Source organism: Halorubrum sp. SD626R (assembly GCF_001261915.1).
Taxonomy (GTDB): Archaea; Halobacteriota; Halobacteria; order Halobacteriales; family Haloferacaceae; genus Halorubrum.
Genome location: NZ_CVRT01000096.1, coordinates 18,871 through 43,259, shown reverse-complemented (window position 1 = coordinate 43,259; position 24,389 = coordinate 18,871). Strand labels below are relative to the sequence as shown.

The window sequence follows — 24,389 nt, the reverse complement described above, 5'->3', positions numbered from 1 at the left end:
TCGGTCGTCCGGAGCAACGCGGAGGACGACCGACGAGGCTGGGGAGGCGTGAGGTGCGGTCGCTGTGCGGTGTGGGGTGGGACTCAAAGGGGCAGCCGTGAGGGCGAAGCACACCGACGTAAGGACCGCAGGGAGCGAGCAACGCGAGCGACGGAGGACCGCAGCGAGGTGCGCGAGCACTCACGGCTGGGGCTTTGGAGGCGTTTTCAGCCGATCCGTCGTGAGGTGTTTATAACTGAGCGGCTGGGGCTTCCACCGCGTTTACCGTCGATCCGCCAGCAACTGTCTATTTATAACTGGTCGTCACCTCGGGAGCGTTCGAATCGGCGTCGCTTCCACCCGCCTCCGACACTCCCCTCACGTATGCGGCCCGAAACGGGTATCCGCGCGCGTCCGCAACCCGACACCGATGGAGTGCGACAAGTGCGGGGCCGACGCCGTCCACCACGCCGCCTACTCCGGGGCGCACCTCTGCGGTCACCACCTCCGCCGGTCGGTCGAGAAGCGCGTGAAACGCCGGGTCCGCGAGGACGCCCTCCTCGATCCGGAGGCGACCCCCGACGACCCCGACCGCTGGGTGATCGGGCTCTCGGGCGGGAAGGACAGCGTCGCGCTGACGCGGATCTTAGACGACGTGTTCGGGAAAGACCCCCGCGTCGAGATGCTCGCCCTGACGATCCACGAGGGGATCGAGGGGTACCGCGACGAGAGCCTCGACGCCTGCGTCGAACTCGCCGCGGACCTCTCGCTCCGCCACGAGGTCGTCTCCTACGAGGAGGAGTTCGACGTGCGGATGGACGACGTCGTCGAGAGCGACCCGGAGAACATGGCCGCCTGCGCGTACTGCGGCGTGTTCCGGCGCGACCTCTTAGAGGAGTACGCCGCCGAGTTCGACGCCGACAAGCTGCTCACCGGCCACAACCTCGACGACGAGGCCCAGACGGCGATGATGAACTTCCTCGAAGGCGACGTGCGCCAAGTGGCGAAACACTTCGACGCCTCGCTCGGCCCCTTCGACGAGCGCGAGGGGACCGACGCGTTCGTCCCGCGCGCCAAGCCGCTCCGCGACGTGCCCGAGAAGGAGATCGCCCTCTACTGTCACGTCCGCGACCTCCCGACGCACATGGCCGAGTGCCCCCACTCCTCGGAGGCGTACCGCGGAGAGATCCAGTCGACGATCCACGAGTTGGAGGCGAACCACCCCGGCGCCCGCCACTCGATCATGGCCGGCTACGAGGAGCTGTCCGCGCTCGCCGCCGAGGCGTACCGCGAGGGCGGCGACGCCGCCGCCGACTCGCCCGACCTCGGCGACTGCGAGCGCTGCGGCTCGAAGACGAGCCGCGACGTCTGCCGGAAGTGCCGCTTGCTCGACTCGATCGAGGCGGCGACCTGATCGGCTCGACTCACGCGTCGCCGTCGACCCCCCCGAGCAGGTCGAGCTGGTGGGTGAGGTAAACGAGCTCACCGGCCTCGACCTGTTTGCGGCGGCTTTCGAGCCAGTCGTCGAAGTCGGCGGCCGAGATAGAGCTCCTCGTTTCCCCGTCCGCCGCGAGCACCTCGCCGACCGCCTCCTCGACGGTGTCGAGGATGTGCCGGAGGAAGAACGACTCGTCGCCCGGGTAGCCGTCTTCCCCGTCGATCGGACGCACGACCCAGTCGGAGCCGGCGGCCCCGAGGAGCGTCGAGCCGTCCGCCTCTCGCAACCGCGCGAGCGCGGCGCCGCCGGCGCGGCTGTTCCCACCCGGCTTCTCGTCCATGTGCCGGTGGTAGAGCCGCTCGATCGCCCGGTCGTCGGGGTGTGATGGGCGAAAGCGCGTCCCGCCGTCGAACGCGATCGGGAAGTAGTACGTCCCGCCGGGCGCGAGCGCGCCGAGCAGGGCGTCGAGCCCGTCCAAATCGAGCACGTCGAGCAGCGCCATCCCGATCAGGGCGTCGAACTCCCCCGACCGCTCCCCCGCGAACGCGACCGCGTCGGCGGCGACCGGCTCGACCGCGACGGTGCGCGCGTCGGTTTCGACGACGAACGCGTCACCGTCGGAGTCGTCGACGGACGCCGGTTCCCCCCTACTCGCCGCCCACTCACGGAGGAACGGCTCGGCCCCGGCGAGCGCCCCCGCGTCGCGGTCGACGGCGACGTACCGCGTCTCGCCCGGCGGGAGCACCTCCCAGTCGATCAGCCGGGCGACCATGGTCCCAATCCCGGCCCCGGCCTCCAGCACGCGGAGCGGTCCCGGCGTCGATGCGGTGCGCTCCGCCAATCGCTCGCGGAAGATTCCGAGGAGCCGCCGGTCGATCGCCCGGTCGTCGACGGATCGCTTCGCCCGGAGGTACCACCGGAACGCGGCGGTGTCGGCGGCGATAGCGTCGCCGGCGGACGGGTCTTCGCCGGACCCGGCGTGACCGTCCCTCACGTCGCCACCTCCGGGTCGGCCGCGTCGGGGGCGTCGTCGACGCCGGCGACCTCGGCGAGCAGCCGGCGGACGCGCGCGGTCGACTCCGCCCAGTCCGGGTGGCGCTCGTACCGGCGCCTGGCGGCGCGGCCCATCTCGGCGAGCCGATCGGGGTCGGCCGCGAACTCGTCGAGCGCGCTGGCGACGGCCCCCGGGTCGTCCGGGTCGACGAGGGCGCCCGTCTCGCCGTCCGTGACGGTCTCCGTCGCGCCGCCGGCGCGCGAGGCGATCGCGGGGAGGCCGAAGCTCATCCCCTCCAGGTAGACGATTCCGAACCCCTCGTATCGGGAGGGGACCGCGAGGACGTGGCTTTCGCGGAGGACGTCGGCCAGCGCGGCGTCCGACAGCCGGCCGGCGAATCGCACGCGGTCGCCGAGCCCGCGCTCACTGACCAGTCGCTCGACGTCGGCAACGTGGCCCTCGTCGACGGCTCGACCGACGACGGTGAGGTCGACGGGGGCGTCGGCCAGCGCCACCCCCTCGACGAGCGTGTCCAGCCCCTTCCGCGGCTCGACGTTGCCGACGAAGGCGACCCGGAGGGGACGCTCCGTCGCCCGTTTCCCGACTTCGGCGTCGTCGATCGCGGGGTCGAACCGGTCGCCGGCGGGCGGGGCGACGACGGTCGAAACGGAGTCGACACCGAGCGCCGCGACCGCGTCGCGGGTCGCCGCGCTGTTGCAGACGACGCCGTCGACGGTCGCGAGGTACCGGCGCTCGACGGCGCGGTACAGCGGGGAGAGTCGCCGGGGCTCGCTCGCGCGCAGGTGGTGGACGACGCTCACGATCGGGTACGGCAGGTCGCGGTTGGCGAGACACAGCGAGGGGTGCGCGAGCTCGTCCTGGAGCATCACGTCGACGTCGACGCGGAGCCGGTCGCGGAGCGCAGGACTGGCGTTGTCGAGCAGCCCGCGCGGATACGATCGCCACGGGAGTTCGACGACCTCCACGGCGTCGCCGGCCCGGCGGAGTCCCTCGACCAGCTTCCGGTCGTAGCGGAACCCCCCCGACCGCTCGTCGAGGCTCCCGTACAGCGCGAGGCCGACCCTCATACCGGCGCGTCGTACGTCGCGGCGGCCGTCTCGTCCTCCCAGACGGTCACGGCCAGTTCGGCCACGGTGTCGTCGGTCACGGCGTCGGTCACGCGCTCGAAGATCACGCGGGCGAAGCGCTCGACGCTGGGGTTGTGCCCCTCGAACTCCGGGAGGTCGTTCAGCAGTTCGTCCCGGTAGCGGTCGGCGAGGTCGGCGAGCGCCGCCTCGGCGTCGTCGATGTCGACGAGGTAGTCGTGGGCGTTCAGCTCGGGGCCGCGGAACGTCAGCTCCACCTCGAAGTGGTGGGAGTGCGGGACCCCCTCGGGCCCCGGGTCGGGGACCGTGAGGTAGTGCTGGGCCACGAACTCCGTCAGCACCGTCGTCGCGTACATGGACCGATCCACGGGCGCGACGCACCTAAATCCGGAGGGCGTCGCGGTCGCGCCGTCCGGCGCTCGGCGGGACACCTATACGTCTCCCCGCCTCGGTACGACCGTGAACTGCCTGTTCGTCGGGGCCGGGTCGATCGCGCCGGAGTACGCCGCCGGGCTGTCGGAGAGTTCGCTGTCGCTCGCCGGCGTCGTCGACCTCGACGGGGACCGCGCCGCGGCGCTCGCCGCGGACCACGGTTGCCCGTCGTTCACCGACCTGGAGGCGGCGCTCGCCGCGGTCGACGCGCCGCTCGTGGTGAACCTGACGAGCCACGCCGCCCACGCGCCGGTGACGCGGGCCGCGCTGGAGGCCGACCGCCACGTCTACTCGCAGAAGCCGCTCGCGCTCGACGCCGACGAGGCGCGAGCGCTGGTGGCGCTCGCCCGCGACCGCGGCCTCGCGCTCGGCTGCGCGCCCGGGACGCCGCAGGCGCCCTCGCAGCGCCGCGCGGGCCGACTCCTCGCGGACGGCCGGCTCGGCCCGGTAGGAGTGGGATACGCGCACGCCCACGTCGGTCGCGTGACGGACTGGCACGACCGCCCCGACTCCTTTCTCGAAATCGGGCCGCTGTACGACGGCGCCGTCTACCCGCTCGCGCTGCTGGTCGCGTGGTTCGGCCCGGTCGAGCGCGTCCGCGTCGCCGACGTCCTGGACGTCTGGCCCGAGCGCGAGAATCGGCGGCCGTCGACGCCGAGCCACGTCGAGGCGACGGTGGCGTTCGCGGCGGGGCCGACCGTCAGGCTCACGGCCAGCTTCTACGCGCCCCACCGGAGCCGGGAGTTCTACGGGCTGGAGCTCCACGGCGACGACGGCTCGCTGTACCTGGCGGACGCGGGCGCGACGGCGACCGACCGCGACAGCGTCCGGTTCGGCCGCGTCGGCCGAGAGTACGTGAGCGCGCCGCCGGCGTCACCCGAGGAGCCCTACGCCTACGTCGACGCCGTGGAGCGCCTCGCCGCGTCGGTCGAGTCGGGGTCCCCCTCGCGAGCCGGGGGACGCCGGGGCGCCCACGTCGTCGCCGTCTGCAACGCGATCGAGGCGGCCGCCGAGGGCGGCGGTCCGGCTCCCGTCGACGACTGCGGGGCGACCGCCGACTCGCCCCCGGCGCCGGTGGTGCGGCCGGCGGCGTCTGACGAGCGTAATACGACCGGGAGAGACGGAGCGACGCCGGGCGAGGGGGCCGGGAGGACGCCGGGCGCGGCCGCGATCCGGCTCCCGTCGGTCGGCTTCGGTTGCTCGCGCTACCGCGACGGCGAGTACGTCGAGCGCGACGACTCGATCGCGACCGCGCTCGACGCCGGCTACCGCCTCCTCGACTCCGCCGAGCTGTACGGCAACGAGCACCGGATCGGGGAGCTGCTCGCCGCGCCGGGGGCGCCCGACCGCGAGCGCCTGTTCCTCCTCGGGAAGGCGTGGCGCACGAACCACCGACGCGAGCACCTGCTCGCTGCCTGCGCCGGCAGCCGCGAGGAACTCGGGATCGACGCCTTCGACTGCTACGCGCTCCACTGGCCCTCGGCGCTCGAACACCGGGGCGAGCTGCGCCGGCTCGCAGAGAAACCGGTGGAGCGGCAGGAGGCGCTCACCTTCCCCGAGGACGCGGACGGCGACCTCGCGACCGCGGACGTGTCGCTCGCGACGGCGTGGGCGAACCTGGAGGCCGTTTACGAGAAGGGATGGGCCCGGACGCTCGGGGTCTGTAATGTCTCGCGGGCGCAGCTCGAAACGGTGCTGGAGACGGGCGACGTCGACCCGGCCCTGGTGCAGGTGGAACGCCACCCGTACCGACCCAGGAACGACCTCGTCGCGTCCTGTCACGAGCGCGGGATCCGGGTCGTCGCGCACTCGCCGCTCTCGGCGCCCGGCCTCCTCGACGAGCCCGCCCTGAACGCGATCGGGGCGGATCGGGGGCTCTCGCCAGCCGAGGTCGTGATCGCTTGGAACGCCGCCCGAGGGGTCGTCCCGATCCCGTCCAGCACGACCGAGTCGCACGTCGTCTCGAATCTGGCCGCCGGGGCCGTGCGGCTGACCGCGGAGGAAATCGCGCGCGTCGACGCCCTGCGCGATCCCGACTTCGAGCGGTAGGGCGCCGGAGTCCCCCGGCCGATCGGTCGGTATTCCTATGTGACTGAAGCCTATGTGTGTGGTATGGCAACGACCGAGACGCAGCCCGCGGTCGACGTCGGCTCGCTGAACGCCCTCCACTGGGTGGGGATCGTTGCGGCCCTGGTCACCGCCGCCGTCCACCTCGTCCTCGGCGCCAGGTTCGCTCCCTCCCCGCTGGGGATCAGCTTCGTCCTCGCGGGGCTCGGCTTCGTCGGCGGCGTCGTCCTCCTCGTGATCGACTACCGTCGGCGCGCGGTGTACGCCGTCGGGATCGCCTTCACGGTCGTCCAGATCGTCCTGTGGTACGTCGTCAACTTCGCCGGCGGGGCGAAGTCGTTCCCGGCCGACGTCGGGACGTTCGGCGCCGTGGACAAGGTCGCACAGGTCGTGTTGATCGCCGTGCTGGTCGCCCTCCTGCGGCGGTAGCCGTGCCGACCCCGGACCGTCGAGCGCGACGCTCGCCCGCCGCGCCGGTCGGAGGCGACGCGGACGGGTTCGATCGCGGGGCAAACGCGTTCGATCGCGGCGTAAACGCACGCGACACCGGCGTAAACGTCGCCGTGCGGGTGACGAGGGGTGACGGGTAGATGGCCGAGGCCCCCCAGCGGCGGTCCGTCCACGTCGGGGTCGGGATCGGGCTGCCGCTCGTCGCCGCGGGCGCGCTCGCCGTCCTCCTGTTCCGGCTGTTCCCCGCGGACGCCATGGTCCGGTGGGGGCTCTCGCCGGCCGTCGTCGCCGGCGTCTGCTGGGCCGGGCAGCTCTGGTACGCCGGCTACGGGCTCGACCCGGGGGGACTCGCCGACGGGTTCTGGCGGCGGCTGCTCGGGCTGGCGAACGCGGTCACGCTCGCGCGGGGAGCGCTGTACGCCGTCGTCGCCGGGTTCGTCGTCGTCCCCCCTAGCACGTCGCTCGCATGGGGGCCGGCGCTGTGTTACGGCGCCGGCGTCGCTCTCGACAACCTCGACGGGGCCGTCGCCCGGACGGTCGGCCGGGAGACGGAGATCGGGCGCCGGCTCGACATGGCGTTCGACACGTTCGGGTTCGTCGCCGCGCCGCTGGTGGCGGTGCTGTGGGGACTGCTCCCGGCCTGGTACCTCTCGATCTCCGCCGCGCGGTACGTCTTCCGCGGGGCGGTGTGGCTGCGGCGCGTCCGCGGGCTCCCCGTCGGCGACCTCCCCGACGGCGACCTCAGCAGGTACCTCGCGGGCGTGCAGATGGTCTTCGTGACGGTCGCGCTCCTCCCGCCGACGCCGACGGAGCTGGTGTGGGCGCTCGCGCCCGTCGTCCTCGCGCCGTCGCTGGCGGTGTTTACGCGTGACTACCTCGTCGTCACCGGTCGGCTCTCCGATCGCCGGTGATCGCAGGGAACGATCACGAGTACTCGAAGATCACTTGTACCGCCGCGTCGGGCTCCGAATCGAGCAGCTCGTACGCCTCCGACGCGCGCTCGAAGGGGATCCGGTGGGTGATCAGCTCGTCGGCGGGGATCCGCTCCAGCCGGTCGAGCGCGGCGTCCATGCGCCGGTCGCGGTCCCAGCGCCCGCGGAGCTCGGGGCTGATCGTCGACACCTGACTGGAGACGATGTCGATGCGGTCGCGGTGGAACCGCCCGCCGAGGTCGATCGGCGCGCGCTTGGTCCCGTACCACGAGCCGACGACGATCCGCCCGTCGTAGCCGACGACGCCGATGGCGTCGTCGAGCGCGCTCGGCTGGCCGGAGAGCTCGATCGCGAGGTCGGCGCCGTCGACGGCGGAGTCGGGATCGAGGCCGGGGTCAAAGTCGCCGTCGGCCGTCCCGACCGCGTCGCACTCGCCGAGTTCGGCCGGCGTCGTCGTTCGGTCGGCACCGAGCCGTTCGGCGAGGGCGCGGCGCCGTTCGATCGGGTCGACCACGACGAGCGACTCCAGCGGGAACGCGGCCAGCAGCCGGGTGACACAGAGGCCGATCACGCCGGCGCCGAACACCACGACCCGCTCCCCGAGCCGGGGCGCGGCGTCGAGGACGACGTTCGTCGCGGTCTCGACGGACGGAAGCAGCGAGCCCGCCGCCGGCGTCGTCTCCGGCGGGAGCGCGACCACCGAGTCGGGGGTCGCGCGGAAGCGCGTCTGGTGGGGGACGAACGCGAACACCGACCGGCCGACCCACGCCGGGTCGACGTCGTCGCCGACCTCGCGGACGACGCCGCTCGCGGCGTACCCGTACCGGAGCGGGTACGAGAGGTCGCCGTCGAGCGCGTCGAGCGTCTCGTCGGCCGGGAGGTCGGTCGGCGTCTGGTCGCGGTACACGAGCAGCTCCGTCCCCGCGCTTATCGCCGACGCGCGGGCCTCGACGAGGAGCTCGTCGGCGTCCGGCGGACCGACCGACGTCTCCCGAACCTCGACGGTCTCCGGTCCGGTGAAGTAGAGCGCGGCGTCGGTCATCCCATGGCGCGCGCGGTCCCGTCCCGGTCGACGTCCGAGCGACGCCGCGGGCCTCGGCTCGGCTGGTGGCGTGACACGTACGTCCCCACGGACCGTGCGATGTTAAGTCCTCGCGCCGTCCGGCGGGTTGGAGTCGGAACCGACGAAGAAAACGGAGTCGAAAGCGGGTCGTCGGCTGGCGACGCCTAGCGGATGACGTCGAGGCCGTTGTTCTTCTCGGTCGGCTCGGTGCCGCCGTCGGACTCCCAGGCGCCGCCGTCGGCGCCCCGGGAGGCCGTCGCGCCGGCGGTGCCGTTCGTCTCGGCGGCCCGCGAGCGCGAGTCGCCGAGGTCCTCGGCGCCGGCCGCGGCGCGGGACTTGTCGGCCTGTTTCTGCGTCGACGGGCCGAGCACCTGCGCGCTCTGGACGCCCGTCATGATCGCCATGACGCGGACCTTCCCCTTGTACTCCTCCTGGATGCGGGCGCCCCAGATCACGTTGGCGTTCGCCTCCAGCCGCTCGGTGATGTTGTTCGCGATCCCCTCGGCCTCCTTCAGCGTGAGGTCCGGGCCGCCCGTGATGTGGACGAGCCCGCCGGAGGCGCCGCGGTAGTCGACGTCCAAGAGCGGGTGGTTCATCGCGTCGTTGACCACTTCCTGGGTCTTGTTCTTGTCCTGGGTCTCGCCGACGAGCATGACCGCCACGCCGCCCTGGTTCATGATCGTGGACATGTCGGCGTAGTCCAAGTTGATGAGGCTCGGCTGGGTGATCGTCTCGGAGATCCCCTTGACCGTCTCCGCGATGATCTGGTCCATCACGGAGAACGCCTTCCCGATCGGCAGGTTCGGCACGTAGTCGAGCAGCCGGTTGTTGTCGAGGACGATGATCGAGTCGGCCTCGTTGCGGAGCGTCTCCAGCCCCTCTTCGGCCTTCACCGTGCGGGCGCGCTCGACGTTGAACGGCGTCGAGACCATCCCGACGACGATGGCGCCCTGCTCTTTGGCGATCTTCGAGATGACCGGCGCCGCGCCCGTGCCGGTGCCGCCGCCCATCCCGGCGGTGACGAAGACGAGGTCGGCGTCGCCGAGCACCTCCTTGATCGTGCCCTGCGCCATCTCCGTGGCGCGCTCGCCCATCTTTGGGTCGCCGCCGGCGCCGAGCCCCTGCGTGAGCGACTTGCCCACGAGGATCTTGGTGTCGGCCTCGATCATCTTGAGGTGTTGTTTGTCCGTGTTGACCGCGACGGTGTCGGCGCCGTCGACGCCGATGTTGTACAGTCGGTTGATCGTGTTGTTGCCGGCGCCGCCGGCGCCGACGATGACGATTCGGGGGTCCCCGAACTCGTCGTCCTCCATGTCGACGGAGTCCATGTCGCGCTTCTCCGCCTCCGCGTTGTCGAGGGCGTCCTGAACGAGATCTTGCATCAGTTTACACCTTCGCCCAGTTGCGGTTGCGGCCGCGCTCGTCGTGCTCGCCGTCCTGTTCGTTCAACATGTCGCGGACGGCCGACCGGATCGCCTCGCTCCGGTTCGGGAACTCGCCCGTCTCGACCATCTGTTCGACCTCGTCGATCTGCTGTTTCGGGATTCGTAGTGTCACACGCTCCATTGGTATTCCCCCGGTAAGACGGCGAACACGCGACGCGTGTGTCTTACAGCGGCCGGTCGCCCGTCGGCGGAGTCATCCCCGCCGCGGACGGCAGCTGTAAGACGACCGTCTTACGCAGTTCGAATCACCGAGGCTACCATTATAAAACTATCGGCGAGTGTAAGACACAACCCGAAACGCCGCAATTCCGGCCGCTTACACCCCAACGACGCGTTATCTGTCGTTTAACACGTCCGCAGCGGGCGTCCGACGGCCGCAACCGGGGCAGAACGCCCAGTCGGTGCGCAGCTCGTCGCCGCATTCGCAGAACGCCCTGTGAGACTGCTTTTCGCCGCAGTTCGGGCAGTAGACGTGGTCTTCCGGGACGTTCTCGCCGCAGCCGCCGCAGACGCTTTCGTCCGCGCCCACGCCCGGCGGCGTCTTACGCGGCTCCGCCTCGGCGTCGGCCGACGTCTCACGTGTCACACGCGCGTCGTCAGAATCGGCGTCAGGAGCGTCGAGAGACACGTTCACGTTGATCTCGGCCGGGTTTTCGCGCGCATACGCCGCGTCGGACGGACCGCGCCGCCCGCCGAGCCGGTCGTCCAACGCGGCGTCGAGCCGCCCGGCGATGAGGTCGTCGACGCGGTCGGCGAGCGCGGCGTCGACCGTGTCGTCGGCGGCGTCCCGGCCCGCGTCGCCGGCGGTCGGCCCCGCCTCGGCATCGTCGAGGTGCGCGCGGAGCGCCTCCCGCATCACCTCGCTCTTGGAGGCGTCACACGCTTCCAGCCGCTCGACGAGGGCGTCGTCGGCCCGGAAGGTGATCTTGCTCATACGGACGCCATATCGACCGCACTACAAGTATCTTCCCCCCGATATCGGACGATGGCGGCGCGGCGGTTCTCTCCCCCGAAACGAGCGCGTCGCGCCGCCGCGTTCGACGAGTATCGTGCCACACGGTCACACGTGTGTCTGACGCAGATTTATACGGCCCGCGTGGGCATACGTGTGTATATGAGTAACCGCGTGGAGGACCTCGAACGACAGGTCGCGGAGCTGCAGGCGGCGGTCAACGGGCTCACGGAGGAGCTCGTCGAGATGAAAGAGCGCGTCCGACAGGTCGAGGACGCACAAGAGGTGTCCGTACGGGCGGACGCCGCGGGCGAGGACGCGGGGACCGCCGAGGCCGCGGAGCAGCCGGCCGAGACGGCAGACGCGTCCGGCGGCGAGACGCGGACCCACTCCGACGATCACGTCGAGGTCGTCGAGCGGACGGGCGGCGATGAAAGCGCCGACGAGGCCGCGGGCACGGGCGCCGACGCCGAGGGCGGCGACATGGTCGTCCCCGAGCAGGAGGCGACGACGCCGGACGCCGAGACCGGGGAGTCCGAGGCAGCGGGCGACGACGAGGAGTCGGACAGCGACATCATCGTCGCGTAGTCCTCCTCCGCACCTCCGCGTCACATGCACATCAGCGAAGTCGTTCTGGACGGGTTCAAGAGCTTCGGGCGGACGACGAGGATCCCCTTTTACGACGATTTCACGGTGGTCACGGGCCCGAACGGCTCCGGTAAGTCGAACATCATCGACGGGGTCCTCTTCGCGCTCGGACTGGCGCGCACCCGCGGGATCAGGGCGAAGAAGCTCACCGACCTGATCTACAACCCCGGCCACGACGACGGCGAGGGCTCGGGCGGCCCGAACGAGGCCTCGGTGACGGTCGTGCTCTCGAACGAGGACGGAACCCTCGACCGGTCGCAGGTCGTCTCCGCGGCCGGCACGGAGAACGTCGGCGACGTCTCCGAGATCACGATCAAGCGGCGCGTGAAGGAGACCGAGGACAACTACTACTCGTACTACTACCTCAACGGGCGCTCGGTGAACCTCTCGGACGTGCAGGACCTGCTGGCGGCCGCCGGCGTGACGCCGGAGGGGTACAACGTGGTGATGCAGGGCGACGTCACCGAGATCATCAACATGACCCCCTACCAGCGCCGGGGGATCGTCGACGAGATCGCGGGCGTCGCCGAGTTCGACGAGAAGAAGGAGGCGGCCTACGAGGAGCTCGACACGGTCGAGGAGCGCATCGGCGAGGCGGACCTCCGGATCGGCGAGAAGGAGGACCGGCTCGACCGGCTGTCCGACGAGCGCGAGACCGCCCTCCAGTACCAACAGTTCCGCGAGGAGCTGGAGGAGTACCGCGGCTTCCTCAAGGCCTCGGAGCTGGAGGAGAAGCGCGAGGCGCTCGACGGCGTCGAGGACGACATCGACGCGGCGGAAGACGAGCTCGCGGAGCTCCGCGAGGAGCTCGACGCGAGACAGGGGAGGCTCACCCGCTTAGAGGAGGATCTCGCCGACCTCAACCACGAGATCGAGACGAAGGGCGAGGACGAGCAGATCCAGATCCGGTCGGAGATCGAGGAGGTCAAAGGCGAGATCTCGCGGCTGGAGGACAGGATCGAGGCGGCCGAAGAGCGCGCCGCGGAGGCCGAGACGGAGCGGCGCGACGCGTTCGTCCAGATCGACCGGAAAGAGGAGACGATCGAGGAGATCGAATCCGAGATCCGGGAGGCGAAAGTCGAGAAGGCGTCGGTCAAGTCCGAGATCGCCACGAAGCGGTCCGAGCTGGCGGACGTCGAGGCCGAGATCGAGGGCGTCGACACCGAGTTCGACGAGCTGAAAGCCGAGCTCGCGGAGAAGAAGGAGGCGATCGAGTCGCTGCGCGAGGAGAAGAACGAGACCCAGCGCGAGAAGGACCGCCTCCTCGACGAGGCGCGCCGGCGCTCGAACGCGGTGAGCGAGGCGCGGACCGACTTAGAGGAGGCCCGCGAGTCGCTGCCGGATCACAAGGCCCGGATCTCCGAGCTCCGCAGCGAGCTCGACAAGGCCGAGAAGAACGAGGAGAAGATCGAGGAGGTCGTCGCGGACCTCTTCTCTGAGAAGGCTGAGCGGAGCGAGGACCTCGAGACGGTCGAGGAGGAGCTCCGCGAGAAGCAGAACGAGTACGCGAAGCTGGAGGCCGCCGCCGACGAGCGCGGCGACGCCTCCTGGCCCCGCGCGGTGACCGAGGTGAAGAACGGCGGTATCGACGGGGTCCACGGCGCGGTCGGCGAGCTGGGGTCGGTCGAGGCCGAGTACGCCGAGGCCTGCGAGACGGCCGCCGGCGGCCGACTCGCGAACGTCGTCGTCGACGACGACGGCGTCGGTTCGACGTGTATTGACTACCTCAAGCGGCGGAACGCGGGCCGGGCAACCTTCCTCCCCATCACGGAGATGGACGACCGGAGCCTCCCGCGGAAGCCCTCGCTGCCGGGCGTCGTCGACTTCGCGCGGAACCTCGTCGACTACGACGCCGAGTACGCCTCGATCTTCTCGTACGTGCTCGGCTCGACGCTCGTCGTCGAGGACATGGACACCGCCCGCGAGCTGATGGGCGACTACCGGATGGTCACCCTCGACGGAGACCTCGTTGAGAAGTCCGGCGCGATGACGGGCGGCTCCGGCGGCGGCTCGCGGTACGCGTTCACGAAGTCCGGCGGCGGGAAGCTCGAACGGCTCGCGACCGAGATCTCGGAGCTCGAAGACGAGCGGCAGTCGCTACAGGCCGAGATCGACGCCCTCGAAGACGACATCGACGACGCGCGCGACCGGAAGGCGGACGCCGCCGAGCGCGTCCGGTCGCTGGAGGCCGACGTGGAGCGCGCCGAGGACGACCTGACGGACGCCGAGGAGCGCATCGACGAGCTGGAGACCGAGCTCGAGGAGCTGGAGGCCGAACGCGAGTCGGTCGACGAGGAGATGAGCGAGATCGACGCGGAGCTCGACGAGCTCGACGAGGAGATCGCGGAGCTGGAGGGCGAGATCGACGAGATCGAGGCGGAGCTCGCGGACTCGAAGATCCCGGAGCTCTCCGAGCGCGCCGACGACATCCGCGACGAGATCGCGGAGCTGGAAGACCGGATGAGCTCGCTCGACGGGCGGCAGAACGAGCTGGAGTTGGAGAAGGGGTACGCCGAGGACGCGGTCGACGAGCTCCACGACACCGTCGAAGCGGCCCAGAACCGGAAGGCCGAGGCCGAGGAGGCGGTCGCCGAGCACGAGGCCGCGATCGAGGAGAAGGAGAGCGAGCTCGAGGCGAAGCGGGAGGCGATCGCCGACTTAGAGGAGGAGCTGACGGAGCTGAAGGCCGACCGCGAGGACCTCCGCGAGGAGATCAAGGAAGCGACCCGCGAGCGCGACGAGCAGCGCTCGCTCGTCGCCGAGTCCGAGTCCGACCTGGAGGACCTGACCGACCGCCGCGACCGGCTGGCGTGGGAGATCGACGAGCTGGAGTCGCAGGTCGGCGAGTACGACGCCGAGGAGATCCCGGACCTCGACGAGGTCGAGTCGCGGATCGAGGAGCTGGAGGCCGAGATGGAGGCGCTCGAACCCGTCAACATGCTCGCGATAGACGAGTACGACGAGGTTCGAGAGGCGCTCGACCAGCTGCAGGAGCGCCGGGACGTCTTGGTCGAGGAGCGCGACGCGATCGAGGAGCGCATCGAGGGGTACGAGGCGGCGAAGAAGGAGACGTTCATGCAGACGTTCGAGTCGATCAACGACCACTTCGAGGACATCTTCGCGCGCCTCTCCGCCGGCAGCGGCGAGCTCCTCTTGGAGAACCCCGAGGACCCGTTCGAGGAGGGGCTGACGATGCGGGCGCAGCCGGCGGACAAGCCGGTCCAGCGGCTCGACGCGATGAGCGGCGGCGAGAAGTCGCTGACCGCGCTCTCCTTCATCTTCGCCGTTCAGCGCCACAACCCCGCGCCGTTCTACGCGCTCGACGAGATCGACGCGTTCCTCGACGCGGTCAACGCCGAGCGCGTCGGCGAGATGATCGAGGAGCTGGCCGCGGAGGCGCAGTTCGTCGTCGTCGGCCACCGCTCGGCGCTGCTGGAGCGCTCCGACCGCGCCATCGGCGTCACGATGCAGGGCGACAACCTCTCGGCGGTCACCGGGATGCAGTTCGGCGACGACGCCGACGACGGCGACGGGGAGGTGACGGCGGATGACTGAGCCGCCGGAGTCGGCGGGGGGGCGCGGCGGCTCGGACGACGGCGTCCCGGACCTCGACCTGACGAGCGAGCGCGACGGCGGGGCGCGTGACGGGGCGACACCGGAGGTACCCGGAAGCGACGAGAGCGACGCGGACGCCGGAGGCGACGTCGCCGCGGAGGAGGAGACCGAGCGCGGAGCGCCCGACGAGGACGGCGAGGTCGAGCCCGTCGAGCTCCTCGTCCAGCTCGCCGAGGAGGGCGAGATCGAGCCGTGGGACATCGACATCGTGCAGGTGACCGACGCCTTCTTGGAGCGGCTCGACGAGACGGACCTCCGGACGACGGGGCGGGCGCTGTTCTACGCCAGCGTCCTGCTCCGGATGAAGAGCGACGGGATGTTGACCGACGACGACGAGGACGAGGAGCCCGAACCCGAGCCGTGGGAGGTCGCGATGGAGGGCGGCGCACCCGACCCCGCCGACGGCGACTTCGACCCGGTCGACGAGCTGGAGGCGGAGATGGACCGGCGGCTCGACCGGAAGAGCACCCGGGGATCGCCCGAGACGCTCGACGAGCTGGTCCGCGAACTCCGCGAGGCGGAGCGCGGCTCGTGGTGGAAGGACTCCCGCGAGTACGACACCTCGGAGTCGCCGCACGGGTACGACCGCGGGACGCAGACGCTCGACTACCACACGGGCGACGAGTTCCGGCGCGACGGCGAGCCGACCGCGGGCGAGGCGACCGACCGCACCCACGACGAGGACATCGAGGAGGTGATCGTGGAGATCGATAACGCCCTCCGAACCCACTTTGATCGCGGGCGCACGGAGGTGCTGTTCGCGGAGATCGAGACCGCCGGCGGCCGCCCGTTCATGACCTACCTCGCGCTGCTGTTCATGGCCCACCGGGGGTCGGTCCGGCTCCAGCAGGACGACTTCTTCGGCGACCTGTGGGTGAAAGACCCCGCGGCGACGACCGGGGAGTCGGAGGCGATCGCGGACTGACCGGGGACGTCCGTCGCGTTCGGATCCGCGTCGAGGGCCCTCCCGCGGTGCGGCCGCGTTTCGATACCGGTGCGTTGATTGTCACGAGCGATCGATAAGGGGCGTGATCGAGTTCGTCACGGATAGTCCCGTCCTCGCGGTCGTCGTCGCGGCCCTGTGGGTCGCGCTGGCCCTGTACGGCGCCTCGTCGGCGTGGTGGCTCTTCGAGTCCGTCGTCCTCGCCCGTGGCGGCCGGGTCGACCCCGAGGAGGTCAAGTGGGGATACGACGACATCCAAGTTCGGATTCTCACCGTCGACGCCGAGGGGGTCGTCCAGGCCACGGTGAACGCGGTGCCGGACGGACTCGACGACGTGCGCGTGATCGCGGAGGAGCCGATCGACGTCGACGGCGCGGACGTCCACGTCGTCCCCGATTCCTTCGAGTGCGCCGCGACGAACAAGGGGCGGGCGGTCGAGTGGGCCCGCCGCGAGGTACCCTGCGACCGCGAGTACGTCTTATACCTCGACGAGGACACCATCATGGCCGGCTTCGAGGGGCTCCCCGACGCCGACGTGGTCCAGTTCACCGAGAAGCCGCTGTACACGGGGTCGCGGCTGACGTATCTGAGCGAGATCTTTCGCGTCGGCTACCAGTACGAGCAGTTCGCGTTCCACCGCCTGCGGTACCCGCTGTACGCATGGGGCGGCGGCGTCGCGGTCCGGCACTCGCTGGAGGACGAGATCACGTGGGACGTCGCGACGATCACCGAGGACACGAACTTCATCTGGCGGGCCGCCGACCGCGCGAGCGTCTCCTTCGCCGTCCTCGACGTGCGCTTCCGGAACCAGGCGCCCCCCTCGCTGCGCGCGATGGCCAAGCAGCGCCGCCGGTGGATCTCCGGGACGCGCGCCGACGGGGGCCTCCTCCCCCTCGCCTACCGTCCCGTGTATTACACGCGCATCGTCGCGTGGGCGTTCTCGCCGCTCGTGCCGCTCCTTGCGCTCGCGTCGATACTCCTCCCGGGCACCGCGCCGGCGATGGCGTGGTACCAGACCGCGTCCCTGGCGCTGGTCGGCGTCCTGTTCGTCTACAAACTCGTCGGGACCGCTAGGTACGACAAACACCCGCTCACGTGGCCGGTTTACCTCGTCCTCACGCCGATCGCCTTCTTCGCGCACTCGATCGGCGCCGTCTGGGGGCTGGTCAGCCCGGTGACGACGTTCGAGGTGACGGAGAAGCTGGCGCCGGCGGAGGTCGAGCACGTCCACGACTCGATGGACGAGGGACAGCTGCGCGACCACGACGGCTCCGAGCGACTAACTCGGGAGTCCGACTCCGAGTTCACGTTCGGCGTGTTCGACGACTAGGTTGTGTACACCGTGGTTGCTCGGCACGTCGTTTCTTGAAAATCGGCGGCGACCACCTCCAAAGCCCCAGTCGCTCTGCGATACGCTGCTCCCTGAAAACCAGCGGGGAACACCGCCAAAGCCCCAGTCACGAGGGCTCGCGCGACTCGCTGCGCACTTCACTCGGTCGCTCACTGCGTTCGCTCCCTCGTTCCAGTGCTTGCGTCGTCGTGCTTCGCCCTCGCGACTGCCCCTTTGAGTCCCACCCGACGCGACCGCACCGCACCTCACGCCTCCCCAGCCTCGCGGTTCGCTCGGGCTCCCTTCGGTCGCCCTCGCTCACCGCGTCCCTCGCGCGTGCTGTCTCGCGGCCTCCGCTTCGCTCCGGCCGCTCGCAGGCACGCGCCGCCGCACCGCAGGACCTGTCTACAGGTAGTCGCCGAGCAGCGGCTCGACGCGCTCTTTCGTCTCGTCGGGGATCGCCTCCGTCGGCGTGTTGACGGTGCCTTCGAGCGACGTGTGCGCGTCGCACTCCAAGTCGTCGGGAAGCGTCCGGACCGCCTCCTCGACGGCGGCCTTGATCGCCGTCTGATTCTTTTCGGCGTTCTCTAAGACCTCTTCGAGCGTTACCTCGCTGTCCCCCTTCCAGACGTCGTAGTCGGTGACGCCGGCGATCGTGGCGTAGGCGATCTCGGCCTCGCGGGCCAGCTTCGCCTCCGGGATCGCGGTCATGCCGACGAGGTCCCACCCCTGGCTCTTGTAGAACTCCGACTCGGCGCGCGTCGAGTACTGCGGCCCCTCGATACAGACGTAGGTGCCGCCCTTCACGACCTTCGTGTCGGCGGGCGCGGCGGACCCCGCGGCCTCGGTCAGGTGGTCGACCAGCTCCGGGCTGTACGGATCCGCGAACGGCTGGTGGACGACGACGCCGTCGCCGTAGAAGGAGAGGTCGCGGTGCTTCGTCCGGTCATAGATCTGGTCCGGGACGACGAGCGTGCCGGGCTCCAGCTCCTCCCTCAGGCTGCCGACCGCGTTCGACGCGAAGACGTGGGTGACGCCGGCCTGCTTGAGGGCGTACATGTTCGCGCGGTACGGGAGGTCGGTGGGCGAGACGCCGTGGTTCGAGCCGTGTCGGGGGAGGAAGGCGACCTCCGTCCCGGTGTCCGCGAACTCGCCGATCGTGATCGCGTCGCTGGGCTCGCCGTAGGGCGTGTCGTATTCGACCTCGCGCACGTCGTTCAGGGGCAGCGCCTCGTAGATGCCGCTGCCGCCGATGAAACCGATGGTGCTCATACGCGAACTGCGTCCGCGCGCTACTTATACGGAGTGAACGCGGGCGCGGCGCGCGGTCGACGCCGCCGCGCGGCGACTCACAGCAGCCACCGCACCGCCGCCAGCGCGAGCGCGCTCACGACGAGCAGGTGGACGAGGACGGCGCCGACGGCGGCCCCGCCCACCTCGCGCATCTCGCGGAGCCGGATCGAGAGCCCGAGGCCGACGAACGCCAGGGTGAACAGGGCGTCCGAGGCGCGCCCGATCGACGCCAGCGCGGCCGGCGAGAGGAGCCCGCTGTTCGCGACCGCGGCGACCGCGAGGAAGCCGAGGAGGAACTTCGGGAACTCCGCCCAGATCCGGCGGACGCCCGGATCGGTCGCCGAGCGCGCGGTGTACGCCAGCGAGTAGGCGACGGCGACGCCACCCAGCAGGGCGTTGCGCGCGAGCTTCGTCACGGTCGCCCACTGGCCGGCCTCCGGCGAGTGCGCGAACCCCGCGGCCGCGACGGGGCCGGTCGAGAACATGCTCACGCCGGCCCAGACGCCGAACTGCCGGCCGGTGAGCCCGAGCCACTCGCCGGCGATCGGGAACGCGACGAGCGTGACGGCGTCGAACAGGAGCACGGTCGCCGCCGCGAAGGTGATCGCCGAGCCGCGCGCGTCGAGCACGCGTCCGATCGCGACCACCGCGGAGACGCCGCAGATGCTCGCGCCCGCGGCGAGCAGCGAGGGCGTTTCCCCGTCGAGCCGGAAGAGCACGCGGGCGATCAGCTCGGCGAGCAGCAGGCCGCCGCCGACGGTGACGACGACCATCCCGAGCACGGTCGGTCCCGCGGCGAGGAACTCCTCGACGACGACTGCGGCGCCGAGCAGGACGATCCCGGTCTCCAAGAAGAGCTTGTCGACGCCGACGCCCGGTTCCGCCGCGTCGGGCGTCCCGACCGCGTTGCCGACGAGCGCGCCGAGCGCGACCGCGACGACGAGCGGGGAGAGGCCGTCGACCGCGCCGGCGACGAGGCGGGCGCAGAGCGCCCCGGCGGAAAGTAGCGCGAGGCCGGGGAGGTACGACCGGGCGGCGGCGACGACGCCCATCAGAGGAGGCCCGCGGCCTGTCCCGCGGCGTGGAGGGCGACGATCCCCAGCCCGAGCGCGAGCGCCTGCCAGCCGCGGTCGAGGGCGACCCACCGGTCGACGAGCGGGGAGCCGGTCTCGCGGGCGGGAGCGGTGTCGTCCCCGCCGTCGGCGGCGCGAGCCGCGTCGTCGCCGGGTTCCGATGCCATGCCCGCGGCTCGGCGCGCTCGATACTTATATGGACGGACTCTGGCGGTGCGCGGGGGAGCCGCGCGCGACCGAAAGAGGCAGGTTCCGGGCGGTCGTCTCAGCGACAATCGGATGCCGACCACGCAGATCAAAGACCCCGTCCACGGCTACGTGGAGCTGCCGGACGCGCTCGTCGACGGCGTCGTCGACACCCGCCCGTTCCAGCGGCTGCGGTACGTCCGCCAGCTCTCGGCGACGCACCTCGTCTACCCCGGGGCGAACCACACGCGGTTCGAGCACTCGCTCGGGGTCTACCACCTCGGGCGGACCGTCTTCGAGAACCTCCGCCGCCAGCCGTACTTCGCGCGCGGCGCGACGACCGACGAGCTAGAGGAGATCCAGCGCACGCTGGAGTGCGCCTGCCTGCTCCACGACGTGGGCCACCCGCCCTTCTCGCACCTCTCGGAGGGGTTCCTCGACGAGGGGATACTACGGGAGCGGGTCGCCGACGCCGGGCTGGTCGACGCCTTCGACCGGGCGGGCGTCGGCGGGGCACCGCTCCGGTCGGCGAGCCCGCACGAGCTGCTCGGCTGCGTCCTCATCGCCGAGGAGTACGGCGACGCCCTGCGCTCGTTCGACGTGGATCCCTTCGAGGTGTGCGCGTACGTCCTCGGCTACAGCCTCGCGTACGAGCGCGGCGAGCCCTGGCAGTACGGGGTCGGCGCGCAGCTGCTCCACTCCCCCATCGACGTCGACCGGCTCGACTACATCACCCGCGACAACCGCATGACCGGCGCGGGCGTGTTGAGCTTCGACGTCGACCGCATGGTCGACGCCTACACCGCCCACCCCGAGGCCGGGCTCGCGCTCACCGAGAAGGCGCTTTCGACCATCGGGAACTACCTCGAAGGCCGGATCGCGCTGTACATGTGGGTCACCCAGCACCACAAGGCCGTCTACGCCAACCGACTCCTCCAGGAGCTGCTGGGCGAGTACGAGCGCGTGACCGGCGAGAGCCCGGTGACGGTCGACGGCGTGCTCTCGCGGGAACTCGACGACAACGCGGTGCTCGAACGGCTCAAGGCCGCCGCCCGCGACCACCCCGACTCGACGCTGGCGTCGATGTACGACCGGTTCCGCGGGCGCCGCTTCCCGGCCACCTGTTGGAAGCACCGGATCGCGCTCGCCGACCGGATCGGCGGCGACCTCGACGACTTCACGGCGTGGCTCACCGAGGGCGACGACCGCCTGGAGCGGCTCCTCGCCGACGCGCTCGACGTGCCCGTCCACGAGGTGTGGATCGACCGGTCGTACGTCCCCGCGTACGACCCCGACGAGCTGGAGGACATCCCCATCGCCTACGGCGGGACGACCCGGTCGGTCGGGGACTGGGGGCTGTACGGCGACCGCGCGTTCGACGTGCCGATCCCCTTCGTCTTCGTCCCCGACGGGACGAAGCGGCGGGCGATCCGCGTGCTCCGGGAGGCGTTCGGGCGGGAGGTCGGCTCCGACGGGACCGTCCCGTCGGGGACGTAGAACGCGTCGGCGGCGCCGTCGGACCGCAGTAGAGAACCCGAAAAACGGATACCGAGAGGCCACGTGCTCACACGGAGACACCGCGCCCTCCGGAACGAACACATGGACCTCAACTCGAACGCGACCCTCCGGCGAGCGCTCCTCGGCTCGCAGTCGTCGCCGAGACGGCTGGGCGCCGCGGCGGGCGCGGGGCTGTTCGGTGCGACCGGACTGTTCGCGTTCGGGTCACACGCCGCTTTCGACGCGATACCCGAGGCGGTCCTGTTACTGTTCGTCCTGCTCGGTACGCTGCTCGCGGTGGGCGCCGCGTACGCCGGAAGCGGGCTGCTCGTCAGTGCCGGGCTGGTGGTCGGACCGGCCTACGGTCCGCTGACGTTCTACGCGTGGTTGATCTCGACGCGGGAGGCGGCGCCCGTGGCGTTCGTGCTGTCGTTCTACGGACACGGCGCGCCGGCGCTCTGGGCGCCGGTTGCGGCCGTGCTCGCCGCGGCCAGTTACGCGATCGGAGCGCTCGCTCGACGGTTCGGAGACCGTCTCGGACTCCGGTGAGTCGGAGGCGCGCGGGCGAGTCCGACCGCAACACCCTTTCGCGAGTTCCGCGAACGTCGGCCCACATGACCGACCCGTCCGACTCGGACGCGTCCCCGCTGTTGGAGGCGAAGGGGTTCGACGAACCGTCCGTGTTCGCGCCGAGCGCCCTGCTGGAGAACGCCCGCCGTCAGAAGGAACTCCCGGAGCGCTCGGTCCCGGAGGTCTGCGTCCTCGATCCGGACGGAGACGTCGTGCGCCGGCTGCGGGCGGCCGGAGAGGCGGAGCGGGACGAGACGTGGCCGGGGTACCACACCGAGCTCTATCGGTTCGAGCGGAACGGCGAGGAGTTCGGGATCGTCGGGTGCGCCGTCGGGGCGTCGTTCGCGGTCCTCGTCGCGGAGCAGCTGTTCGCCGCCGGCTGCGAGTTCCTCGTCAGCGTCACCTCCTCGGGGCGGATCGTCCCGAGAGACGACCCGCCCTACTTCGTGCTCATCGAGCGCGCGCTCCGCGACGAGGGGACGAGCCACCACTACCGACCGCCGGACCGCTACGCGTCTCTCGATCCCGAGCTCTTGGGACCGGTCGAGCGCGAGTGCGAGGCGGTGCCCAGACCGGTGTACACGGGGGCGTCGTGGACGACGGACGCGCCCTTCCGAGAGACGGAGACCGCGATCGAACGCGCCCGGTCGGAGGGGATTCTCGCGGTCGAGATGGAGGCGGCGGGCCTCTACGCGTTCGCGAACGCCCGGGACCGACCGGTCGTCTGCTTCGCGCACGTGACGAACCAGATGGGCCAGACCAAGGAGGAGTTCGAGAAGGGGGACGCGAACGGCAGCGAGGACGCGCTGGCGGTGATCGACGCGGCCGTCGCCGCGTGGCGCGCGTCGGACTGAGCGCTCACTCGCCGTCCCGAGCCGCCCGATACCGATCGCGGAGGCGAGCGAACAGCGCGTTCCCGGTCTCGGTCCGCAGCCGCGGCTCGGCCGTCGCGAAGAACTCGTCGAGGTCGTCGTACTCGCGGAAGGCGTCCGGGTCGCCGTCGGCGGGGTCGTACCGGGCGTCGCGCTCGTAGATCACCGCCTGGAGGCAGACGTCGAGGAGGTCGCACTCCTTGACGAGGACCGCCTCCGGCGAGTGGCGGGCCTCGTACGCCTCCCACGCGTCGCGCACGCGGTCCGGGAGCGGCCCGGCGAGGTCGGCCATCGCCTCGCGCTCGGCGGCCTCCTTTGCGGCCGGGTCGACGGGGTCCGCGGTCGAGTCGGCGCGGGTCGCGACGTCGCCCGTCTCCGCCTCGGCGACGTCGTGGACCACCGCGAGCCGGAGCGCGCGGTCGAGGTCGAGTCCGGGGAGGTCCCCGCGGAACCGGTCGCCGAGGGCGAGGACGAGGTAGGCGACGCCCCAGGCGTGGGCGGCGACCGACTCGGGGTCGGCGACCCCGCGGAGCTGCCAGCCCGTGCGCCGCTCGTCCTTGAGCGCGTAGGCGTCGAGGAGGGCGTCTATCGAGGATGCTGGGTCGGGGCTCGGTTCGTTGCCGGCCATCGCAGGGGAGTTACTCGGCCAGCGTCCAGGCGTCGTCACCGGCGGACGCGGCCACGTCGCGCCGGACCATCTCGTCGAGCACCTCGTCGAGGCGGCCGGGCTGGGCGACCTCCATCTCGATGCGGCCGATGCTGTGGTACTCGTCGAGGTAGTGGCGGAGGTCCTCGCGGTCGAACGTCTCCTGCTCGGCGCGCTCCATCGCGCCCTCGGTGAGGTCGATCATGTCTTCGAGGAAGTTCCACGGGTAGACGACCCACGTCCACTGTTCGAGCCGCTCGCCGACGAAGTCCGGCTGGAACTCGGAGGTGCCGAGCAGCTGGAGCGTCGCGGTGCGGATCTCGGCCGCGTCCCGGTCGTCGACGTACTCCTCGGCGCGGCGGATCGAGCCGCCGGTGTCCGCGATATCGTCGATGATCAGGACGTCTTTCCCCTCGACGCTCCCCTCCGGCATCGGGTAGCGGATCTGGGGCTCGCCGCTCTTCTCCGCGGTTCCGACGTAGTGCTCCATCTTGAGGCTCGTCAGGTCGTTGAGACCGAGGAAGTCGCAGACGCACCGCCCCGCGAACCAACCGCCCCGCGCCAGCGCGACGACCACGTCCGGCTCGAAGTCGGCCCGTTTCACCTCGTTCGAGACGTTTCGGCAGAGCCCGTAGATGTACTCCCAGTTGGTGAGGGTGCAGTCGAAGTCGTCCGGGAGGTCGCTCATACGGCCGTTCATCCCACCCGCGCGCTCATAAGGGTTTAGCAACGGTCCCGGAGGGGAGACCGGCGCGAGTACCTCGGCACGATTTCTCGGGAACGGCTGCGGTGGCGCGCGCCTGCGAGCGCCCTCCGGGCGCGAGCAGCGCGTGCGAGGGAGTCGGTCGCCCGGAGCGA

The 24,389-nt window shown here is 71.0% G+C and carries 23 protein-coding genes; 11 read left to right on the top strand and 12 right to left on the bottom strand.

Annotated elements, in window-relative coordinates; translation table 11 throughout:
• The first annotated feature begins 409 nt into the window (after positions 1-409).
• Positions 410-1,393 (top strand): tRNA 2-thiolation protein NcsA, encoded by a 984-nt coding sequence (locus tag SD626R_RS10440; protein WP_092566307.1) that lies wholly within the window; start codon positions 410-412, stop codon positions 1,391-1,393.
• Between the two features lie 10 nt (positions 1,394-1,403).
• On the opposite strand, the gene SD626R_RS10435 is transcribed toward SD626R_RS10440, so the two are convergent.
• From SD626R_RS10435 to SD626R_RS10425, 3 genes are read right to left on the bottom strand one after another with little or no spacing between them, the layout of a single operon-like run.
• Positions 1,404-2,411, bottom strand: coding sequence for a hypothetical protein (locus SD626R_RS10435; protein ID WP_092566306.1), 1,008 nt, complete (start codon positions 2,409-2,411; stop codon positions 1,404-1,406).
• Complete coding sequence (locus tag SD626R_RS10430) at positions 2,408-3,499, bottom strand: glycosyltransferase family 4 protein (protein ID WP_092566305.1); 1,092 nt, start codon at positions 3,497-3,499, stop codon at positions 2,408-2,410. Before SD626R_RS10430 ends, SD626R_RS10435 begins: the two co-directional genes overlap by 4 nt.
• Positions 3,496-3,873 carry a 6-pyruvoyl trahydropterin synthase family protein gene (locus tag SD626R_RS10425; protein WP_092566304.1) on the bottom strand — a complete coding sequence of 126 codons (378 nt, stop codon included), beginning with the start codon at positions 3,871-3,873 and terminating at the stop codon, positions 3,496-3,498. Before SD626R_RS10425 ends, SD626R_RS10430 begins: the two co-directional genes overlap by 4 nt.
• A gap of 103 nt (positions 3,874-3,976) precedes the next feature.
• Between SD626R_RS10425 and SD626R_RS10420 the strand changes: the two genes are divergently transcribed.
• From SD626R_RS10420 to SD626R_RS10410, 3 genes are all read left to right on the top strand, one after another.
• Positions 3,977-5,998: an aldo/keto reductase gene (locus SD626R_RS10420; protein ID WP_092566303.1), complete on the top strand. Its 2,022-nt coding sequence runs from the start codon at positions 3,977-3,979 to the stop codon at positions 5,996-5,998.
• Positions 5,999-6,061: 63 nt separating this feature from the next.
• A complete protein-coding gene (locus tag SD626R_RS10415; RefSeq protein ID WP_092566302.1) occupies positions 6,062-6,445 on the top strand; it encodes a DUF7475 family protein in 384 nt (127 codons plus the stop codon).
• Between the two features lie 161 nt (positions 6,446-6,606).
• Positions 6,607-7,377, top strand: coding sequence for a CDP-alcohol phosphatidyltransferase family protein (locus SD626R_RS10410; protein ID WP_092566301.1), 771 nt, complete (start codon positions 6,607-6,609; stop codon positions 7,375-7,377).
• 13 nt (positions 7,378-7,390) lie between these two features.
• Here the strand turns inward: SD626R_RS10410 and SD626R_RS10405 are convergent, their stop codons facing one another.
• The 4 genes from SD626R_RS10405 to SD626R_RS10390 all read right to left on the bottom strand — a co-directional run bounded on the left by SD626R_RS10405 (position 7,391) and on the right by SD626R_RS10390 (position 10,840).
• Positions 7,391-8,440: a zinc-dependent alcohol dehydrogenase gene (locus SD626R_RS10405; protein ID WP_092566300.1), complete on the bottom strand. Its 1,050-nt coding sequence runs from the start codon at positions 8,438-8,440 to the stop codon at positions 7,391-7,393.
• Positions 8,441-8,625: 185 nt separating this feature from the next.
• Entirely contained in the window at positions 8,626-9,843 is a 1,218-nt protein-coding gene (ftsZ, locus tag SD626R_RS10400; RefSeq protein WP_092566299.1) for a cell division protein FtsZ, read from the bottom strand.
• A gap of 4 nt (positions 9,844-9,847) precedes the next feature.
• Positions 9,848-10,027 carry a ribbon-helix-helix domain-containing protein gene (locus SD626R_RS10395; protein ID WP_092566298.1) on the bottom strand — a complete coding sequence of 60 codons (180 nt, stop codon included), beginning with the start codon at positions 10,025-10,027 and terminating at the stop codon, positions 9,848-9,850.
• 213 nt (positions 10,028-10,240) lie between these two features.
• The gene (locus SD626R_RS10390; RefSeq protein WP_092566297.1) at positions 10,241-10,840 is read right to left on the bottom strand and encodes a double zinc ribbon domain-containing protein; all 600 of its coding nucleotides are present in this window, start codon (positions 10,838-10,840) and stop codon (positions 10,241-10,243) included.
• 180 nt (positions 10,841-11,020) lie between these two features.
• Between SD626R_RS10390 and SD626R_RS10385 the strand changes: the two genes are divergently transcribed.
• From SD626R_RS10385 to SD626R_RS10370, 4 genes are all read left to right on the top strand, one after another.
• Positions 11,021-11,446, top strand: a complete 426-nt coding sequence (locus SD626R_RS10385; RefSeq protein WP_092566296.1) for a DUF7518 family protein — start codon at positions 11,021-11,023, stop codon at positions 11,444-11,446.
• Positions 11,447-11,470: 24 nt separating this feature from the next.
• Positions 11,471-15,061 carry a chromosome segregation protein SMC gene (gene smc, locus SD626R_RS10380; RefSeq protein WP_092566295.1) on the top strand — a complete coding sequence of 1,197 codons (3,591 nt, stop codon included), beginning with the start codon at positions 11,471-11,473 and terminating at the stop codon, positions 15,059-15,061.
• Positions 15,054-16,046, top strand: a complete 993-nt coding sequence (locus tag SD626R_RS10375) for a segregation and condensation protein A (RefSeq protein WP_092566294.1) — start codon at positions 15,054-15,056, stop codon at positions 16,044-16,046. Before smc ends, SD626R_RS10375 begins: the two co-directional genes overlap by 8 nt.
• Positions 16,047-16,149: 103 nt before the next feature.
• Positions 16,150-17,394 carry a glycosyltransferase family 2 protein gene (locus tag SD626R_RS10370; protein WP_092566293.1) on the top strand — a complete coding sequence of 415 codons (1,245 nt, stop codon included), beginning with the start codon at positions 16,150-16,152 and terminating at the stop codon, positions 17,392-17,394.
• A 405-nt stretch (positions 17,395-17,799) separates the two neighbouring features.
• On the opposite strand, the gene mtnP is transcribed toward SD626R_RS10370, so the two are convergent.
• The 3 genes from mtnP to SD626R_RS10355 form a co-directional block, all read right to left on the bottom strand.
• The gene (mtnP, locus tag SD626R_RS10365) at positions 17,800-18,666 is read right to left on the bottom strand and encodes an S-methyl-5'-thioadenosine phosphorylase (protein WP_092566292.1); all 867 of its coding nucleotides are present in this window, start codon (positions 18,664-18,666) and stop codon (positions 17,800-17,802) included.
• 77 nt (positions 18,667-18,743) lie between these two features.
• Positions 18,744-19,739 carry a YeiH family protein gene (locus SD626R_RS10360; RefSeq protein ID WP_092566291.1) on the bottom strand — a complete coding sequence of 332 codons (996 nt, stop codon included), beginning with the start codon at positions 19,737-19,739 and terminating at the stop codon, positions 18,744-18,746.
• Complete coding sequence (locus SD626R_RS10355; RefSeq protein ID WP_092566290.1) at positions 19,739-19,927, bottom strand: hypothetical protein; 189 nt, start codon at positions 19,925-19,927, stop codon at positions 19,739-19,741. Before SD626R_RS10355 ends, SD626R_RS10360 begins: the two co-directional genes overlap by 1 nt.
• A gap of 112 nt (positions 19,928-20,039) precedes the next feature.
• On the opposite strand from SD626R_RS10355, the gene SD626R_RS10350 reads away from it, so the two are divergent.
• From SD626R_RS10350 to SD626R_RS10340, 3 genes are all read left to right on the top strand, one after another.
• Positions 20,040-21,443, top strand: coding sequence for an HD domain-containing protein (locus SD626R_RS10350; protein ID WP_092566289.1), 1,404 nt, complete (start codon positions 20,040-20,042; stop codon positions 21,441-21,443).
• Between the two features lie 102 nt (positions 21,444-21,545).
• The gene (locus tag SD626R_RS10345) at positions 21,546-21,992 is read left to right on the top strand and encodes a hypothetical protein (protein WP_092566288.1); all 447 of its coding nucleotides are present in this window, start codon (positions 21,546-21,548) and stop codon (positions 21,990-21,992) included.
• A gap of 65 nt (positions 21,993-22,057) precedes the next feature.
• Positions 22,058-22,867, top strand: coding sequence for a nucleoside phosphorylase (locus SD626R_RS10340; RefSeq protein WP_092566287.1), 810 nt, complete (start codon positions 22,058-22,060; stop codon positions 22,865-22,867).
• Between the two features lie 4 nt (positions 22,868-22,871).
• Here SD626R_RS10340 and SD626R_RS10335 read toward each other — a convergent pair whose 3' ends face one another.
• A complete protein-coding gene (locus SD626R_RS10335; protein ID WP_092566286.1) occupies positions 22,872-23,513 on the bottom strand; it encodes an HD domain-containing protein in 642 nt (213 codons plus the stop codon).
• A gap of 10 nt (positions 23,514-23,523) precedes the next feature.
• Complete coding sequence (locus SD626R_RS10330; RefSeq protein ID WP_092566285.1) at positions 23,524-24,219, bottom strand: phosphoribosyltransferase; 696 nt, start codon at positions 24,217-24,219, stop codon at positions 23,524-23,526.
• Between the last annotated feature and the right edge of the window lie 170 nt (positions 24,220-24,389).

Excerpts from the sequence above, each read along its gene's own strand:
- SD626R_RS10440 (WP_092566307.1), top strand. The coding sequence starts at position 410 with ATGGAGTGCGACAAGTGCGGGGCCGACGCCGTCCACCACGCCGCCTAC.
- SD626R_RS10430 (WP_092566305.1), bottom strand. The coding sequence starts at position 3,499 with ATGAGGGTCGGCCTCGCGCTGTACGGGAGCCTCGACGAGCGGTCGGGG.
- SD626R_RS10425 (WP_092566304.1), bottom strand. The coding sequence starts at position 3,873 with ATGTACGCGACGACGGTGCTGACGGAGTTCGTGGCCCAGCACTACCTC.
- SD626R_RS10415 (WP_092566302.1), top strand. The coding sequence starts at position 6,062 with ATGGCAACGACCGAGACGCAGCCCGCGGTCGACGTCGGCTCGCTGAAC.
- SD626R_RS10410 (WP_092566301.1), top strand. The coding sequence starts at position 6,607 with ATGGCCGAGGCCCCCCAGCGGCGGTCCGTCCACGTCGGGGTCGGGATC.
- SD626R_RS10405 (WP_092566300.1), bottom strand. The coding sequence starts at position 8,440 with ATGACCGACGCCGCGCTCTACTTCACCGGACCGGAGACCGTCGAGGTT.
- ftsZ (WP_092566299.1), bottom strand. The coding sequence starts at position 9,843 with ATGCAAGATCTCGTTCAGGACGCCCTCGACAACGCGGAGGCGGAGAAG.
- SD626R_RS10395 (WP_092566298.1), bottom strand. The coding sequence starts at position 10,027 with ATGGAGCGTGTGACACTACGAATCCCGAAACAGCAGATCGACGAGGTC.
- SD626R_RS10390 (WP_092566297.1), bottom strand. The coding sequence starts at position 10,840 with ATGAGCAAGATCACCTTCCGGGCCGACGACGCCCTCGTCGAGCGGCTG.
- SD626R_RS10385 (WP_092566296.1), top strand. The coding sequence starts at position 11,021 with ATGAGTAACCGCGTGGAGGACCTCGAACGACAGGTCGCGGAGCTGCAG.
- smc (WP_092566295.1), top strand. The coding sequence starts at position 11,471 with ATGCACATCAGCGAAGTCGTTCTGGACGGGTTCAAGAGCTTCGGGCGG.
- SD626R_RS10375 (WP_092566294.1), top strand. The coding sequence starts at position 15,054 with ATGACTGAGCCGCCGGAGTCGGCGGGGGGGCGCGGCGGCTCGGACGAC.
- mtnP (WP_092566292.1), bottom strand. The coding sequence starts at position 18,666 with ATGAGCACCATCGGTTTCATCGGCGGCAGCGGCATCTACGAGGCGCTG.
- SD626R_RS10360 (WP_092566291.1), bottom strand. The coding sequence starts at position 19,739 with ATGGGCGTCGTCGCCGCCGCCCGGTCGTACCTCCCCGGCCTCGCGCTA.
- SD626R_RS10355 (WP_092566290.1), bottom strand. The coding sequence starts at position 19,927 with ATGGCATCGGAACCCGGCGACGACGCGGCTCGCGCCGCCGACGGCGGG.
- SD626R_RS10350 (WP_092566289.1), top strand. The coding sequence starts at position 20,040 with ATGCCGACCACGCAGATCAAAGACCCCGTCCACGGCTACGTGGAGCTG.
- SD626R_RS10345 (WP_092566288.1), top strand. The coding sequence starts at position 21,546 with ATGGACCTCAACTCGAACGCGACCCTCCGGCGAGCGCTCCTCGGCTCG.
- SD626R_RS10340 (WP_092566287.1), top strand. The coding sequence starts at position 22,058 with ATGACCGACCCGTCCGACTCGGACGCGTCCCCGCTGTTGGAGGCGAAG.
- SD626R_RS10335 (WP_092566286.1), bottom strand. The coding sequence starts at position 23,513 with ATGGCCGGCAACGAACCGAGCCCCGACCCAGCATCCTCGATAGACGCC.
- SD626R_RS10330 (WP_092566285.1), bottom strand. The coding sequence starts at position 24,219 with ATGAGCGACCTCCCGGACGACTTCGACTGCACCCTCACCAACTGGGAG.